The organism is Pseudomonadota bacterium, assembly GCA_027624955.1.
In the GTDB taxonomy this organism is placed as follows: Bacteria; Pseudomonadota; Alphaproteobacteria; order UBA828; family UBA828; genus PTKB01.
In genome coordinates this window covers 47,712-62,877 of the sequence record JAQBTG010000018.1, presented here as the reverse complement: position 1 = coordinate 62,877, position 15,166 = coordinate 47,712, and the positions used below count along the sequence as shown (strand labels likewise).

At 59.0% G+C, this 15,166-nt stretch carries 14 protein-coding genes and 1 tRNA gene; 6 read left to right on the top strand and 9 right to left on the bottom strand.

Annotated elements, in window-relative coordinates:
* Window positions 1-188: 188 nt before the first annotated feature.
* From O3A94_09060 to O3A94_09050, 3 genes are read right to left on the bottom strand one after another with little or no spacing between them, the layout of a single operon-like run.
* The gene (locus O3A94_09060) at window positions 189-1,058 is read right to left on the bottom strand and encodes a S49 family peptidase (protein ID MDA1356404.1); all 870 of its coding nucleotides are present in this window, start codon (window positions 1,056-1,058) and stop codon (window positions 189-191) included.
* Window positions 1,059-1,068: 10 nt separating this feature from the next.
* Window positions 1,069-1,974: a methyltransferase gene (locus tag O3A94_09055; protein MDA1356403.1), complete on the bottom strand. Its 906-nt coding sequence runs from the start codon at window positions 1,972-1,974 to the stop codon at window positions 1,069-1,071.
* A complete protein-coding gene (locus O3A94_09050) occupies window positions 1,961-2,179 on the bottom strand; it encodes a DUF2007 domain-containing protein (protein MDA1356402.1) in 219 nt (72 codons plus the stop codon). Before O3A94_09050 ends, O3A94_09055 begins: the two co-directional genes overlap by 14 nt.
* 248 nt (window positions 2,180-2,427) lie before the next feature.
* Between O3A94_09050 and O3A94_09045 the strand changes: the two genes are divergently transcribed.
* The 5 genes from O3A94_09045 (at window position 2,428) to O3A94_09025 (ending at window position 6,953) form a co-directional block, all read left to right on the top strand.
* The gene (locus tag O3A94_09045; GenBank protein ID MDA1356401.1) at window positions 2,428-3,447 is read left to right on the top strand and encodes a polyprenyl synthetase family protein; all 1,020 of its coding nucleotides are present in this window, start codon (window positions 2,428-2,430) and stop codon (window positions 3,445-3,447) included.
* A 13-nt stretch (window positions 3,448-3,460) separates the two neighbouring features.
* The gene (locus tag O3A94_09040; protein MDA1356400.1) at window positions 3,461-4,378 is read left to right on the top strand and encodes an NAD(P)-dependent oxidoreductase; all 918 of its coding nucleotides are present in this window, start codon (window positions 3,461-3,463) and stop codon (window positions 4,376-4,378) included.
* A gap of 98 nt (window positions 4,379-4,476) precedes the next feature.
* Window positions 4,477-4,553 (top strand) — tRNA-Pro (locus O3A94_09035).
* 276 nt (window positions 4,554-4,829) lie between these two features.
* A complete protein-coding gene (locus tag O3A94_09030; GenBank protein ID MDA1356399.1) occupies window positions 4,830-5,984 on the top strand; it encodes an acyl-CoA dehydrogenase in 1,155 nt (384 codons plus the stop codon).
* 252 nt (window positions 5,985-6,236) lie between these two features.
* Window positions 6,237-6,953 carry an SDR family oxidoreductase gene (locus O3A94_09025; GenBank protein ID MDA1356398.1) on the top strand — a complete coding sequence of 239 codons (717 nt, stop codon included), beginning with the start codon at window positions 6,237-6,239 and terminating at the stop codon, window positions 6,951-6,953.
* 75 nt (window positions 6,954-7,028) lie between these two features.
* Here O3A94_09025 and O3A94_09020 read toward each other — a convergent pair whose 3' ends face one another.
* The 3 genes from O3A94_09020 to O3A94_09010 form a co-directional block, all read right to left on the bottom strand.
* Window positions 7,029-9,449, bottom strand: a complete 2,421-nt coding sequence (locus tag O3A94_09020) for a PAS domain-containing protein (GenBank protein MDA1356397.1) — start codon at window positions 9,447-9,449, stop codon at window positions 7,029-7,031.
* A 228-nt stretch (window positions 9,450-9,677) separates the two neighbouring features.
* Complete coding sequence (locus O3A94_09015) at window positions 9,678-10,049, bottom strand: PP2C family serine/threonine-protein phosphatase (protein MDA1356396.1); 372 nt, start codon at window positions 10,047-10,049, stop codon at window positions 9,678-9,680.
* Between the two features lie 24 nt (window positions 10,050-10,073).
* Entirely contained in the window at window positions 10,074-10,649 is a 576-nt protein-coding gene (locus O3A94_09010) for a thermonuclease family protein (GenBank protein MDA1356395.1), read from the bottom strand.
* 205 nt (window positions 10,650-10,854) lie between these two features.
* On the opposite strand from O3A94_09010, the gene sthA reads away from it, so the two are divergent.
* On the top strand, window positions 10,855-12,288 hold the full coding sequence (gene sthA, locus O3A94_09005; protein MDA1356394.1) for a Si-specific NAD(P)(+) transhydrogenase: 1,434 nt from the start codon (window positions 10,855-10,857) through the stop codon (window positions 12,286-12,288).
* Between the two features lie 185 nt (window positions 12,289-12,473).
* Here sthA and O3A94_09000 read toward each other — a convergent pair whose 3' ends face one another.
* The 3 genes from O3A94_09000 to O3A94_08990 form a co-directional block, all read right to left on the bottom strand.
* Entirely contained in the window at window positions 12,474-12,767 is a 294-nt protein-coding gene (locus O3A94_09000) for a hypothetical protein (protein ID MDA1356393.1), read from the bottom strand.
* 311 nt (window positions 12,768-13,078) lie between these two features.
* Window positions 13,079-14,032, bottom strand: a complete 954-nt coding sequence (locus O3A94_08995) for a sulfotransferase (GenBank protein ID MDA1356392.1) — start codon at window positions 14,030-14,032, stop codon at window positions 13,079-13,081.
* Between the two features lie 47 nt (window positions 14,033-14,079).
* Window positions 14,080-15,084: a Gfo/Idh/MocA family oxidoreductase gene (locus O3A94_08990; protein ID MDA1356391.1), complete on the bottom strand. Its 1,005-nt coding sequence runs from the start codon at window positions 15,082-15,084 to the stop codon at window positions 14,080-14,082.
* Window positions 15,085-15,166 lie beyond the last annotated feature (82 nt).

Sequence of the window (15,166 nt, the reverse complement as noted above, 5' to 3'; positions counted from 1 at the left end):
CCTGAATATCTTCAGAAAATAGGAATCACGTTCTCATAATTCGTTCAAGAGTTTTGCAACAGAATTGGGCGGGAAGGAGACATGGCAAACTGCTTTACCAATCCGGACGAGCTCTAGATTGGACCTTCTGAGCAACGCAGCCGTCTACGCAAGAAATTAAAACTGGCAGGCCCCGGCGCGAACCCTTCTTAAAGCCCGAAGCGGCTCCACCAGGCGCGAGCTTCGACCGACGCCAGGATATTATCGACCAGCCCGCCGCCGTCTTCCGAGATAAACGCTGCGCCCATAGCGCCGGCGGCGCCAAAACCGAAGCGCCGGCGGAGCCAGCTTGGGCGGCGGCCGACGGTGCGCATGCGGACTTTTTTGCCGTAGCGCTCGCGCAGCACACCGCGGATATCGCCGATGCCGTCGGCCAGGCCGATCTCGACGGCGCGCGCGCCCAGCCAGAAATCACCGCTGAACAATTCCTCTTCGTCCAGGCTGAGGCGCTGGCCACGCCGGCTCCTGACCAGGTCTTTGAAATTTTCATGAATTTGGCGCTGCACGTTCACCAGCCGGGCGACATCTTCCGGGCGTTCCGGCTTGAACGGATCGAGCAAGGATTTCTTGCTGCCCATGGCGTGCAGGCGGCGCTCGATGCCGAGTTTCTCCAGCGCATCGGTAAAGCCGAAGCCGGCGGAAATCACGCCGATGCTGCCGACAATCGAATTGTCGTTGATAAATATTTCATCCGCCGCACAGGCCAGCCAATAGCCACCCGACGCCGCGACATCCTCGACAAACGCCATCACCGGCACTTCGCGCTCCATCGCAAGATCGCGGATGCGGCGCTGAATCAAGGCCGATTGCGCCGGCGAGCCGCCCGGCGAATTAATACTGAGCGCGATTGCCTCAACGCCGGGCAGGCGGAAAGCGCGCTCCAGCGATGGCGCCACAGATTCGAGATTAAGGCCGCCGCGCATAAATCCGCCCTGGCCGATCACGCCGGTCAGGCGGATGACGGCCACCACCGGCGGTGGGCGGCGGAAGGTGAGGCGGGCGATCAAGCGGGAGGACATATCACACCCTCTATAACATAAGCGCGTTGCCGTGGCGCAAAACTGAATTCGCGGCCTTGGTGGGATTGCCGTTCGCCTTGTGCAGCACCAGCCCGGCGGAAAGCCGGAGCGGCCCCTTGCTGCCGGCAGTGGCCTGGACGATCACCCGTTTGGCCGCCACCGGCGGCTCGGCATCATCTCCATCGGCGATGTTGTTGGCGGCGCTCTTTGTGCCTTTCGCGGCGTCCCGTACGCCTCCCCGCATGCTGGCCCGGCCATCTTCACTTGCGCTTTCTCTTTGGCCCTCTCTTGGGCCCTCTGCTGTGCCTTCTGTGGCGAAGGGGTCGTGCGGCCACAGCGGAAATATCACCAGGTCGCCGGTCTTGCCGCCCAGCAGGGCCAGGAGCTCGGCCAGGCGGTCGGTGCGGTGGGTCATGGTGATGGTGCCGCCGGGGCGCACCATGCTCAGGCAATACGCTACCCAGGCGCCGAGCCCGCCGGCGCCTTCGATATTGGCGGTGGCCTTCTCGTCCTTGCCTGATGCGCGCACCCGTCCGGCCTCAAAATAGGGCGGGTTGGCCATGACATGATCAAAACTGCGCGGCACCATGCGCGGCGGCGGGCGCTGCAAATCGCCGACCATCACTTCGAGACGCTCACCGAGGCCATTATCAGCGATATTCTCGACCGCCAGATGCACCAGCTCGCTCTGCACCTCGACGCCGGTGATCCTGATGCCGGGCACGCGCCAGGCGAGGCACAGCATCGCCGCGCCGGCGCCGGCGCCGACATCGAGCACCGCTTCGCCGCCTGTCGCCGGGACGCTCGCCGCCAGCAGCACCGGGTCCATTGCGACGCGGTATCCGGCGGCGTGTTGGCGCAGCGTCACTTGGCCGCCCAAAAGAGCGTCGTGGGTGATTTTTTCAGGCAGTGCCATCAAGCTCTCCGGCTTCGCGCAGGATGTAGCGGGCCTGCTCGGCATCTTCATCAAGTACCATCAAACGGCGCGGAATGGCGGAGGCGCTGCCTTCGAGAACGCTCATATATTGGTCCAAAACGAAGCTTTCGATGCCGCCATCGCGCAACAGAGCCTCCAAAAAGGATAATTTGACCGGATCGTTTAATCTTAACAGTTCCAACACCGAATATCCGCCAATCTAGCTATATCGCTGCTGCAACCGAGAACAACGCCCGAGGACAACAGCCGGGGACAACACCCGAGAACAATACCGCTGCCGCGGCCAAAAAATGTGTGCAATGCCGCGCCGAGGCGGTATTAATGTGCTGCTTCGGCGCGAGCGCAAACATGCTTGCCGCTTGAACGCCCGGCGTCAAGACACGGTCCGTGTCGGCGAGCTGGCGCAATCGAAAAGAGGGAATCTTGGGAGAGATCATTCAATTCGACAAAGACGTTCCGGCCGCGTCTGGCGAAGATGTGACGCTCGATCGTTTACAGGCGCTCGTGGCCGAGGATTTGCGCCATGTAAATCGCGTCATCCTTGAACATATGCAGAGCAATGTGGCGCTGATCCCGACGCTGGCCGGGCATATTATCGCGTCGGGCGGCAAGCGGCTGCGTCCGATTTTGACTTTGGCGGTGGCGCGGATGTGCGGCTATTCGGGCGCCCGTCATGTCAGCTTGGCGGCGTGCATAGAGTTCATCCATACCGCGACGCTGCTGCATGACGATGTTGTCGATGAGAGCGATCTCCGGCGCGGCGCGGCGACCGCCAACGCGGTGTGGGGCAACAAGCCGAGCGTGCTGGTCGGCGACTTTCTTTTCTCGCGCGCTTTTCAACTGTCGGTTGCAGACGGCTCGCTCAAAGTTTTAGCTATATTAGCAAACACCTCGGCCGTCCTCGCCGAGGGTGAAGTGATGCAGCTGCTCACCTCGAATGATACCGAAACCAGTGAGGCGGCCTATCTCGAGGTTATCACCGCCAAGACCGCGACGCTGTTCGCCGCCGCCTGCCAGTTGGGCGGCATCGTCGCCGAGCGCCCGGCCAGCGAGGAGGACGGGCTGAAGAATTACGGCCTCAATCTCGGCATCGCCTATCAGCTCGTTGATGATGCCCTCGACTATGCGGCGCGCGAAACAACCCTCGGCAAATCCATCGGCGATGATTTCCGCGAAGGCAAGATCACCCTCCCCGTGGTGCTGTCGTTCCGCCGCGGCGGCGAGGAAGAGCGCGATTTTTGGCGCCGCACGATGGAAGACGGCGAGCAGACGAATGAAGATTTTGAGCGCGCGGTGATGTTGATGGAGCGTCATGGCGCGATCCACGACACCTTCGAGCGCGCCCGCCATTACGGCGACGTGGCGCGCGATTCGCTCGCTATTTTCCCGGACTGCGCGGAGAAGAAGGGCCTGCTCGACGTCATTGATTTTTGTATTCGACGGACACATTGAGCGAGGATTAGTGATGGCGGACGATGCGATAGTGGTGACCGGCGCTGCCGGGTTGATCGGTTTTACCGTGGCGGCGCGGCTGCACGCGGAGGGCCGGGCAGTGATCGGCATGGACCGCGTTGCGCCGCCGGAGGATTTTGAATTTCCCTTCATCGCCGCCGATTTGGCTGACGTGCACAAGCTCTATGAAGCGCTCGACCGCGGTGCCACGGGGATCATCCATTGCGGTGCCGTCTCGGGGCCGATGCTGCTCACCGACAATCCGCGCGCGATCGTCGAATCCAATCTGATGGGCAGCGCCAATGTGTTCGAAGCGGCGCGCCAGCGGGCGTTGCGCCGCGTGGTTTATTGCTCCTCCACTTCGGCCTATGGCGAGCACCCCCAGGACCTCGAGATTTGCAGCGAGGCGGTGGCGCTGAACGCGGTCGATGTCTACGGTGCGACCAAGGCTGGCGGCGATATCCTCGCCCGCGCCTATGCCGCGCAGCATGGTCTCGATGCCGTGGCATTGCGCTTCTCCTGGGTCTATGGCCCGCGCCGGCGCACCGACTGCCTGATCCGCGAATTGCTGCGCGATGCCCTTGACGGGCGCGCCAGCCCGCGTGATTTCGGTCCCGGCTTTGCGCGCCAATATGTCTATATCGAGGATGTCGTCGATGCCTGCATCGCCGCCTATGACAGCGCTGAACTCGGCGCGCGCGCCTTTAACATCACCGGCGGCACGCGCGCCAGCTTTGAGGATATCGCCGCCGCCGTGGTCGCTGCGCTGCCGGCGGCGGAGATCGTCAACCAAGGCAGCACCGGCGCTGACATGCATCACGCGCCGATGGATCTATCGGCCGCAGCCGCCGTTCTCGGCTGGCGCCCCAATTGGCCGCTCGACAAAGGCGTGCGGGCCTATGCCGAATGGCTGCGCGATCATGAATTCTAACGCCACGCCGGCGCGCCGCCCGCTTGCCGCGCGCCGCCGATAGCGCTATAAAGCCGCCGCCCGCAGCGAAAACGCTAAAACAACATAAGTCCCGGTATCGGAGTGTAGCTCAGCCTGGTAGAGCACTGCCTTCGGGAGGCAGGGGCCGGAGGTTCGAATCCTCTCACTCCGACCATTTTTTGCGGCGACGCCAAGTCCTCCCCACTATGCCAAGGTTTCCTGCAAGGTCCGGCTCGGACCGACAACCCATTTGTCGCCAAGGCCATCGCCGAAATAGTAAGCTTCTGCCAGGCGCAGAAAACAGGGGGGCGAAATGACGAGCTTGCAAGGAATGAGATGGGTCATAGTTGGCGCCGATTTGTCTGTCTCTCACCATCCAATTTGCTCAATGAACTAAACGGATTGTTGTCGTGGCCCAAGTCAAAGTTTGGTTCGAATTGGAGTGTGTCGGATGCCGGTAGATTTTGAACCGCTGTACCAACAGCTCAGAAACCGGCGCGCCGAGACACGTGCAAACCGGAAGATGCTGCCCGAGATCCGTGACAGCGTCCGTGAATCGGGCGTCGCGCGAATTCTTCAGCCGCGCAGCCATGGCGGGGCAGGCGGTCCGTTGCGGGATATCGTTGAGGCGCTCACCCAGATCGGCGCGGCTTGCGGCTCGAGCGGCTGGGTCATCGCCCAGTATATCCTGCACAATTACATGGTTTCGCAGTGGCCGGATGAAGGCCGCGAGGCGGTCTGGGGGAAAGATCCGAAAGCTCTGGTCGCCGGCATCCTCGTCCCCAGTATGGGCAGCTACGAGGTGAAGGACGGCGGTTTTTCAGTGAGTGGTCGTTGGCAATGGGTGACGGGAGTCGATACTTGCGATTGGTGCATCGTCACCGCCTATGAAAAAGACAATCCTGGCCCCGAGACGCACCGCCATTTTTTGCTCCCGCGCGAACAGCTCACCATCCTCGATACCTGGTACGCCATTGGTCTCAAAGGCAGCGGCACCAATGACGTTGAAATGAAACAAATATTCGTTCCGAGCTATCTATCGCTCACGATGGCCGAGCTGCGCGGTGGAGAATCACCGGGCGGGCAGTGGCGCGACAATCCGCTTTATCTGTTGCCGAGCTATTCTATTTTTGGCCTGGGAATCACCAGCGGCGCCGTCGGCATCGCGCGGGAAATAGCCGCTGAATACAACGCCATCGTCAGTAAGAAAGCGTCGGTGATGAGCGAACAGCGGGTTGCCGATTTTTCATCGCAGCAAATCAAATTTGCTGAGGCCAAATGCGCCGCTGACAGCGCGGCTGAAATCCTCCGCTTCGCCGCCGACGAATTTTTCGCCATCGCGACCGAGGAGGCGCGCACACCCACCGATTTGGAGCGTGCGCGCTGCCGAGCGTTGGCGACGTTCGCCGGCAACACAGCGATGGATTCGGCTAAGACCGTGTGGGATCTCTCGGGCGCCCTCAGCGTTCTAAATTCTAGCGTGCTCGGCGGCCTCTATACCGATCTCATCGTCGCCAATCAGCACTTCACCCAGAACAAGGACCCAAATTTCAAGAGCTACGGACGCACGCTCTACGGTCTGCCTTTGGATAATATCACGCTCTAAAGAATCCTATACCCGAGCCGGCCGGTCTCGCCTGGCTGGCATGTGTCCGAGCGTGGTAGAGAACGGTTCTTACGAAGCAGGAGCCCGAGGTTTAAACCCTCTCGCTCCGTCCAACCCACACCGATGCAAGGCACGCCCGGCCATACGATAATTATCAGCCTGGTCCTGCTCGGGTCGAAAAACCTATTTGTCGCCAACATCGTTGCCGAGATAGTAAGTTTCTCCCAAGCGGAGATAACAGGGGGTGAAGAGATGAGCTTACAAGGAACCAACGTGGTCATTATCGGCGGTAGCTCCGGGCTCGGGCTAGCGACCGCGCGAGCGGCGCTCGCGAAGGGCGCGCAAGTCGCCGTTACCGGCCGGTCGCCGGAGCGACTACGTGCGATACAATCAGAGCTTGGCGACGGCTTGGAGACGGTCGCCGTCGATGCGCTCGACGAGGCGGCGATGAAGGCATTCCTGGAAAGCCGTGATCGCATCGATCATCTGTTCGTGACGATTGGCACCTATGTCGCTGATCACCATCTTGAACCGGCAATGGGCGCGTTGCGCGGCCCGGTCGACACGCGCTTGAACGCCGCGCTGCACGCGACGAAATATGCGTTGGCGAAAATGAGCGCGACGAGCTCGATCACGCTGATGTCGGGTACCGCCAGCGTGCGCCCCATCCCAGGCACATCGATGTCATCGGCATCCTGTGGAGCCATCGAGGGCTTGATGCGTGGGCTCGCTGTCGATTTCGCGCCGATCCGGGTAAATGCGCTTCGCGCCGGCTTCTTCGACACCCCGTTTCTCGATGATGTACTCGGCGATCAACGGGCTGCCGTGGTCGCCGATCTCGAAGCGCGGCTGTTGGTTGGCCGCATCGGCCGCCCTGAGGAAGCTGCCGCCGCCGTGATCTTTATGATGGAGACGGGTTACGTGACGGGAAGCTGCCTCACCATAGATGGCGGCGGGTCCTTGATTTAAGGGATGGCCTAGTTACTGCGGTCAATTCTACGGCGCCGCCAAGCCCTCTGCGCCACTTCATAATCTCCTGCGCGCTCATCCGGCCGCGCCGCCGTCGGGGCGTTTGCGCAAGCCGGAAGGGAGCGGAATGACACGCGATTTCGGAAACAGCACCGAGACGGTGGTGCCGACACCGAACTCGCTGTCGAGCTTGAGTTCGCCGTCATGCAACTGGGCGAGAGCATCAACCAGTTGCAGGCCTAATCCGGTGCCGGCGATCTTGCGGTTGTCGGCGCTATTGACCCGGCCAAAACGCGATAGCACGCGCGGAATGTCGCTGGATTTGATGCCGACCCCGGTATCGCGCACCGAGAGAGCGAGACAGCCAGTGTCAGAAAGCCGCGCTGCCACAGTGATGCGGCCGCCGGCAGGGGTGAATTTGAGCGCGTTGGACAGCAGATTGAGAACGATCTGATCGAGCGCTCGCGCGTCGCCCCTGAGAAGCGGCAACTCGGTGCCAAGTTCAACATCCAACACGAGCTCGGCCTGGCGAATATTAACCGTCATCATGTGCGTGCAGCGTTCGATCGTCGTGCCGAGATCGACTTCCGTTTCGTGGAACTCCGCCTTGCCCGCTTCGATCCGGCTGAGGTCGAGAATATCGTCAATCAGGGAGAGCAAATGCCGGCCGCTGTAAAGGATATCGGTGACATAGCCTTCGTAGTGCGCGTCGCCCAGCGGCCCAAAAATCTCTGTCTCCATCATCTGGGAAAAGCCAAGGATTGCGTTCAGCGGCGTTCTCAATTCGTGGCTCATATTGGCCAGGAATTCAGATTTTTGCTGATCGGCGAATTCGGCACGCTCCTTCGCTTCCAGAATCTCGCGCTCGGCCTCGATCCGGTACGTAATATCGACCCTGGCGCCGCTCCACCGAGTGGTGTGGTGAAACTGATCCTTCATCGCGCGCGCGCGCGTATGGACGTGGCGTATTTGCCCGTCGGGCCAGACAATTCGGTGTTCCAAATCGTAGGGCTCTCCGGTTTTCAGCGAATGCGTCCACCTACGCCCAACCAGCTCGCGATCATCGGCATGCGTATACTGCATATAGGCATCAAATTCTTGTGGCACCGAATCTGGCTCGATACCAAATATGCGGCATAGCTGCGCCGACCACAGCGTGCGCATTTGATTCTGGTCCTCGATTTCTAGGGACCAGCTGCCGACATTGGCGGTCTCTTGTGCTTCGGTCAGGCTCGCTTCGTTCTTTCGCAATTCCTCTTCCGCGATTTTGCGGTCCGTCACGTCGCGGCCGAACGCCTGAAACTCGAACACGCGGCCCGATTCATCGAAGAAGGCTCTATCGCTCCACTCCTGCCAGCGCACCGAGCCGTCTTGCAAGTCCAAGCGGTGCTCGACCGTGGCGAACGGCTTGTCCGGCCCCAGGCTGGCGACATAACGCTTGAGCGCCGCGACCTCTTCCGGCGGCACGAAATCGAAAATATTTATCCCGCTGATGTCTTCAAGATCGAAGCCGCATTGCTTGGCATAAGCTGCGTTCGAAAACAGCAGGCTGCCGTCCGGCTTGTAGCGGCAGACGAATTCGGGCTGGTCCTCCACCAGGCTTCGGTAGCGCTTTTCACTGGCGCCAAGCGCTTCCTCGCGCTCCTTCATTGCCGTGATGTCGGTACGAATGCTGACAGCGTAGCCGGTCGGTAGGACGTGGTCGCTGCGTTTAAGCCAGGTGCCGTTGGTGAGGCAAACCTCGGACGCCTCGCCGGCGTCAATGTGCTGGCGCACTTCGAGAATATAATCGTCCACACTGCCGACGGTCGCGGTCATCGCGCCGATCGCAAAATATGCCCGGCGAATATTGTCGCGTGGCGTGCCCGGCACCAGGAATTGTCCGATTCGGGGAAAAAGTTCGCGATATCTTTTGTTGGCGTAAACGAAACGCTCATCCGCATCAAAGAGAACAATGCCTTCCGACGCGCTGTCCACCGCGTCGCGCAATTGCTGTTTTTCGATCTCGGCCAGTTTTTGTGTGGTGATGTCGCTATGCGTTCCCACCATGCGCACCGGACTGCCATCGGCGTCGCGGACCGCCCGCCCGACACTACGCACCCACATGTAGTCGTCATTCAATTGGCGTTGGCGATATTCGACGTCAAACGGGTCGTTGTGATCGAGATGCGCGCGAATGCTTTGCAATACACGCTCCCGGTCCTCGGGATGCAGGCGCTTCGCCCACACCTCTTCAGCATCGTCTATATCGAAATGCCGCGTGGTTTCGGTGTCGCCTTCGCCATGAAGAGGTTGCTTGCGGGACTTACTCCAGAGCAGCTTGCGCTCTATATCCCAATCCCAGACTTCGGTACTGGTTGCCCATAAGACTAAGTCGAAGCGTTCCGCGAACTGTGCCTCCGACTCTTGTGTCCCATCAAGATACGCGCCATGCGACTTCGCCGCACTAGATGCGTCTTTTGCCGGGCGCTGAACTGGCTTGTTGGCACGCGTCATCAAGGTCCGAACATCAAGTTTTACGTTTTCTGATAGTTCTAATAATTCAAAACCTGGGGTCTCTATATATGAGCAGCTTAAGGGTTTACCAATCGCTAATAAAGTGGTGATTACCCGGGAAAGTCGCTTAGAGCGTCACTTCGGCGTTGCATCGGTTTCACGAGCTGCGGCCGCACGCCCGACGCTCTTCAGTTGGATAATCTCTCGCGGCCAGGCTGCTCGCCGCCTTTAATCTTCTTTCATCACCAATTGGGGCTTCGGGAAGCGTTGGCGGCGCTGGGCTTCTTTGATGGCCGCGCGCGTTGATTTATCGCTTTCGCTCTTCTTATTTTCTTCCTGTGCCAGATGTTCGGTCGCCATGTCGCGGAAATGCGCGGCCTGGGAATCGCCGGCCTCGTCCGCGAGGCTGAACAGAAACAACGCTTTGCCGGCGTCCTTTTCGACCCCGCGACCGAGCAAATAGAGCAGGCCAAGGGCAAACCGTGCGTCATTGTCGCCGGCCTCAACAGCGGCGCGCAGCAGTTCGGCCGATTTATCCATCGCCCGCGCAACCGCATTGGCCAGTGTTAAGTCGGTGTCGGCGATAGCTCCGCTCCTCACTTCTGATCTCTGTTCGTTTTGCCGCTATTCGTTTTGCGCGCGCCATAGCCAAGGCAGCTCGAACTGCCCGGACCACAAGCCGGTCCCAGATCCCGTGTTCCAAATCTCCCAATCCTCAAATTCACTGCTGTAGCGGCTGTCGATTACGACAAAGCCCTTATTGACCAGCCAGCCGCTAAGGTTTTCGCGCTTTTTGATAAAGCAGGAGGCCATCAGCCGGCCCTCGGCGTTGGTCGAATGGCCTTCGCATGAAACCGTACGGCCGGCGATCTTTTCGGCCAGCCTGCCGGCGGCGATCAGCGCGCAGCGGTAAGGGTGACCGTCCCTAAAACAGATTTGTTCGCGGCCGTTAAAATCTAGCTCGGGCGCGTCGATGCCGAAAAGGTCGATGACTTGACCTTCGATGACGATCGTATCGCCGTCGATAACCTGTGCCTGGCCGGCGATATCCTGCGCCGCAGCTGGCATGGCGGCTTGCGTTAGAAGCGCCAGCATTGTGACGGCCGCGGCTGCAGCCCCGACCATACCCGCCCGGTAGGCGGAAAAGCTTGAATAGCCAAACATGAGCCAGCCTAGCACCAAACCGTTCAATTTGGACATTGAAGAGCAAGGAAGGGTGAGGCGCAGATTGCCGCAACCTGCGCAGCGCCCGGCGGCGGCTTTAATCTAAAGGCTTAATTTACCAATTTTGCTTAACTTTCAATGGGTTTGTCTCACCGTCCGCGTTTACGCGGGCGGCAAATGAAAGTTTGGTTCGATCATGCAGTCTTTGGGCACCGGCACATTCGAAAATACGACCGGCGACATGGGCTCCGCCGGAGCGCGCTCGGCGGTGACGCAAAGTTATGATTACGATCTTTTCGTTATCGGCTCAGGCCCGGCCGGCCAGCGCGCCGCCATTCAGGCCGCCAAGCTCGGCAAGCGGGTGGCGGTGGCGGAAATGAAATCGGTCGTTGGTGGCGCCTGCATCAACACCGGCACCATTCCGAGCAAAACCTTGCGTGAAGCGGCGCTGCATCTCTCGGGATATCGCGAACGCAGTGTTTACGGCGCGTCCTACGCGTTTAAGCGCAGTATCACCATGGCCGATCTCCTGTATCGCGCCGAAAAAGTAATCAGCAATGAGATCGACGTGACGCAGCATCAATTGCAGCGTAACCATGTCGAAATGTTCAACGCGCGTGCTTCGTTTACCGGACCGCATCGCCTCAGCCTGGACCTTAGCGGCAATCGCGGTCGTCGCGAAATCAGCGCCGAAGCGATTATTATTTCCGTCGGCACCCAGGCGCCTTGGACAGATACGGTGGAATTCGACGGCCAACGAATCTTCAACAGTGACGATATCCTCGGCCTGGAGGATCTACCCTCCACGATCGCCATCATCGGCGCCGGCGTGATTGGCTGCGAATACGCATCCATTTTCGCCACGCTCGGCGTGCGCGTCACGCTGATCGACAAGCGCACCCGCCTGCTGCCGTTCATCGACTATGAACTGGTCGATACGCTTGTCTATCACATGCGGCAAAACCGCCTGACGCTCAGGCTCGGCGAAGCAGTGGCGAGCGTGGAAACCTACCAGCACCGCACCGGTGAGCGGGTGCGCATAAATCTGGAGAGCGGCAAGCGCATCAATACGGACAAGGCACTCTATGCAGCCGGGCGCATGGGCAATACCGAACGCCTCAATCTGGATGTGGCCGGCCTGTGTGTGGATGAGCGCGGCATGCTGGAGACCAATGACGATTTCCAGACCAAAGTTCCGCATATCTATGCGGTTGGCGATGTTGCCGGCTTTCCGAGTCTGGCGTCAACCGGCATGGAACAGGGCCGCCATGCGGCGGCGCATGCGTGCGGTGCGACCGTTAAGAGTTTCCCGAAATTCTTTCCGTATGGCATTTACACCATTCCGGAGATTTCCGTGGTGGGTAAGAACGAAATCGAGCTTACTCAAGCTGGAACCGCATATGAGGTCGGCAAGGCGACCTACCGGGAAATCGCGCGCGGCCAAATTATGGGCGACCTTACCGGAGTTCTAAAATTGCTGTTTGATATCGAATCGCATAAATTGCTCGGCGTAGGAATTATGGGCGAAGGCGCAACCGAACTCGTGCATATCGGCCAGACAGTGCTCAGCTTCGGCGGCACCATCGAATATTTTATCGATTCGGTATTTAACTATCCGACCTTGGCGGAATGCTACAAAACCGCCGCATTCGATGGCCTCAATCGGCTCGAATAGAAAATCGCAATAAGAATTGAAAAAGGCGCCCGGTCGGGGGGCGCCTTCTTGTTATCAGTTCAAAGCGCTGTGCCGATTCCTGCACCGATTCCCGTGGCTGTTGCACGTAACGACCGCCACAGGAATCCGAAATGGATTACGACATGGCATCCGAATCGTTCTTATAAAGGGATCTCAAACGGCGCTTAGGCGCGCACACGCTCAACGATCACCCGTCCTCTACCGCGCCGAACCAGATAGCCGCCACGTGGAATTCGCAATTTTCCCTGCTTGGCCAAAGGCTCAAGCGTGTCGGTGATCAGCGTGGCGTTGGGGTCGATTGGTGAGCTGTCGGGCTCGCTCGTTTGTTTCTCAAACCATTCGCCAAAGGCCTTGTTGGCGATGTCCGCACCAAGAGACTTTCTGAGCGCGTTTAGTTTGCGCATTTGTCCCTTGTTGAGGCTGCTTTCGTCAAATTTTCCGGAAGATTTCTTAGCCATGCTCACACTCGTTTTGGGTAAGGGTTATTTACTAAACCTCACGTATACGGAATGGTGCGAAATGACAAACATTATTTCTTATAACTGTCAAAAATAGGAATTCTAGCAGCTGGAATGATTCCATGCGCATTTTTCAATTCCCATAGCCGATGCAGGGGTTGCGGCCAATTGATCAGTAAATATGCCTATAACTAGATAAATATTACATCGATCGGTTCGGATTTCGTTGCGCTCTTATAAGGAGTTTCTCCGCTGCCGAGCAGGAAAGTCCTATGCCGCGGCTTTGTCCCGCGGCACCCCCCCCCGGGGCGCTAGTCGTCATATCCGAGCGCAACCAATTGCGCCCCGGCGTGAGACCGGAAGTTGGCGTGGGTTTGGTCATCGAAATGGCTCCGCCAATCACCCTGAACGCCTTTGCGGAAATGAGAGTCACGATCTTCCTTGCCGGCGCCGCGTCCCTTGGCCAGGTTTTTAAAACTGCTCGCCTGCAAGCAGTTTATTATTTCCTCCTTGTCTGCGCTGGCACCGAGAAACTTCAAGATACCGCGCAGCTCAGTCTCGCCATCGGACAATAGGTCTTCATATCTAACTTCATAATAGCTTTCAGGGAATTCGGCTCCGAATTCTTGCCCGGCGCGTATGCTTCTGACCCATGATTTCGCGTAATTCTCGGCAAAACCTTTGAGGTCACCGAACCCAGTTTCCGCCCATTCCTTTGACACGCGTAAATTATGGAACCAGCCCGAGACCGCACCGTCACGACCGTCGCGGATGAGATGAAGAAATTTCACATGCGGAAAAAGGCGAGCAAACAAGTGCAGTCCGAGCACGTTGTCCGGTGATTTCTCACCGATAATGCGGATGTTCTCCCCGTCATACTGGGCCAACAGGAGACTCACGGCCATTTGCAACAACGCGTAATGCTGCGGTTCAGCGAAACGTGGATATCCTTCGATCTCGTTGAAGATGGAGCGGTTCTTAAAACCGATCTTGCTATTGTATTCCTGTAGTGCTTTTCCCAAGCCGGGGAGCAGAAAGTTTAGCAAATGCCCTTCGCCTCGGCAGGCGATTTCCGGATGGGCATTCAACATGAGTTGCAGCCACGTCGTGCCTGATTTCAGCGCGCCGCAAATGAAGAATAGCGGCTTAGAGGTGGCCGCATCGGCGCCTTTGTGGAGCGCCGCCAAAGCTTCCGGCGGCGGCACGCGGTCGGCGATTTCGCGGAGGTTTTGCCACAGGTTGACGTTATTATTCTTTTCAGCCATCTGAGCGGCCTTTTTTGATCCGATGCGTGGCCCGTTCGTGGGCAAATTTATGCAACATTTTCCCAGGCGCCGCTTTTTCCGGAGCGGAACAGTGCGTCGAGAATCCGCATATTGGCGAGCGCGTCTTCGAGCGGAAATTCGAGCGTTCCGCCGCGCACTGCGGCGCTGAATTCTTCGGCCTGATTAACATACATATTGAGCGGCTCGAAGGTCTCGTACTCCTCCACGGCGTCGTCCCAGATGCCGCGGTCGCCGCCGATCAGAATTTGCGCTTTGCGGTCGGGCGCTTGGGCGAACGGGTCAGTAAGCTCGATCCGGCCATGGCTGCCGAAAAATGCCATATGCTGCTGCACCGCAAGCTCGGTAGAGCAGGTGAAGCCCGCCTGCCCAGCCGGGTAGTCGAGGATCGCGCTCACCAGGCAGTCAACGCCGGTTTCGCCGTCGCGCCGGATGGCGGCGAACACGCGGGTCGGCTCCTCGGCGAAAATATAGCGCGACGTCACCATCGGATAGACGCCGATATCCAACAGGCCGCCGCCGCCCATCTCGGGCTTGTTGCGGAAGTTGCCGGCGTCTTCGAGGCGATAGCTGAGCCACCCTTGCGCGCCTTTGAGCGTGCCGATCCGCCCGCTCTTAACCAATTCACGCACGCGCCGCCATTGCGGGTGGTGGCGGATGACGAACGCTTCCTGCACCAACAGGCCGGCTTTGTCGCGCGCGGCAATCAATTGCTCGGCCTCCGCCGCGTTCATCGCCAGCGGCTTTTCGCACAACACATGCTTGCCGGCCTCGAGCGCCTTGATCGACCACGGCACATGCAAATGATTGGGCAGTGGATTGTACACCACGTCGATTTCGGGGTCGTCCACCAGCTCTTGATAGGAACCATAGGCGCGCGGAATGGCGAATTTCGCCGCCAATTGTTGCGCCGTATCGGCACTCCGGCTGGAGATTGCGCAGAGTTCGAGACCTTCGCATTGCAACAGTGCCGGAACGATATGTTCGACGGCGAAGTTGGAGCTACTCAAGATTCCCCAGCGGACGGCGGCCATGGCATTTCCTCATTGAATTTTGCGCGACAGAGAATAGTCATGTGCGGCGGCGAAGCAAAGTGACGCATCGCCTCACCACCGC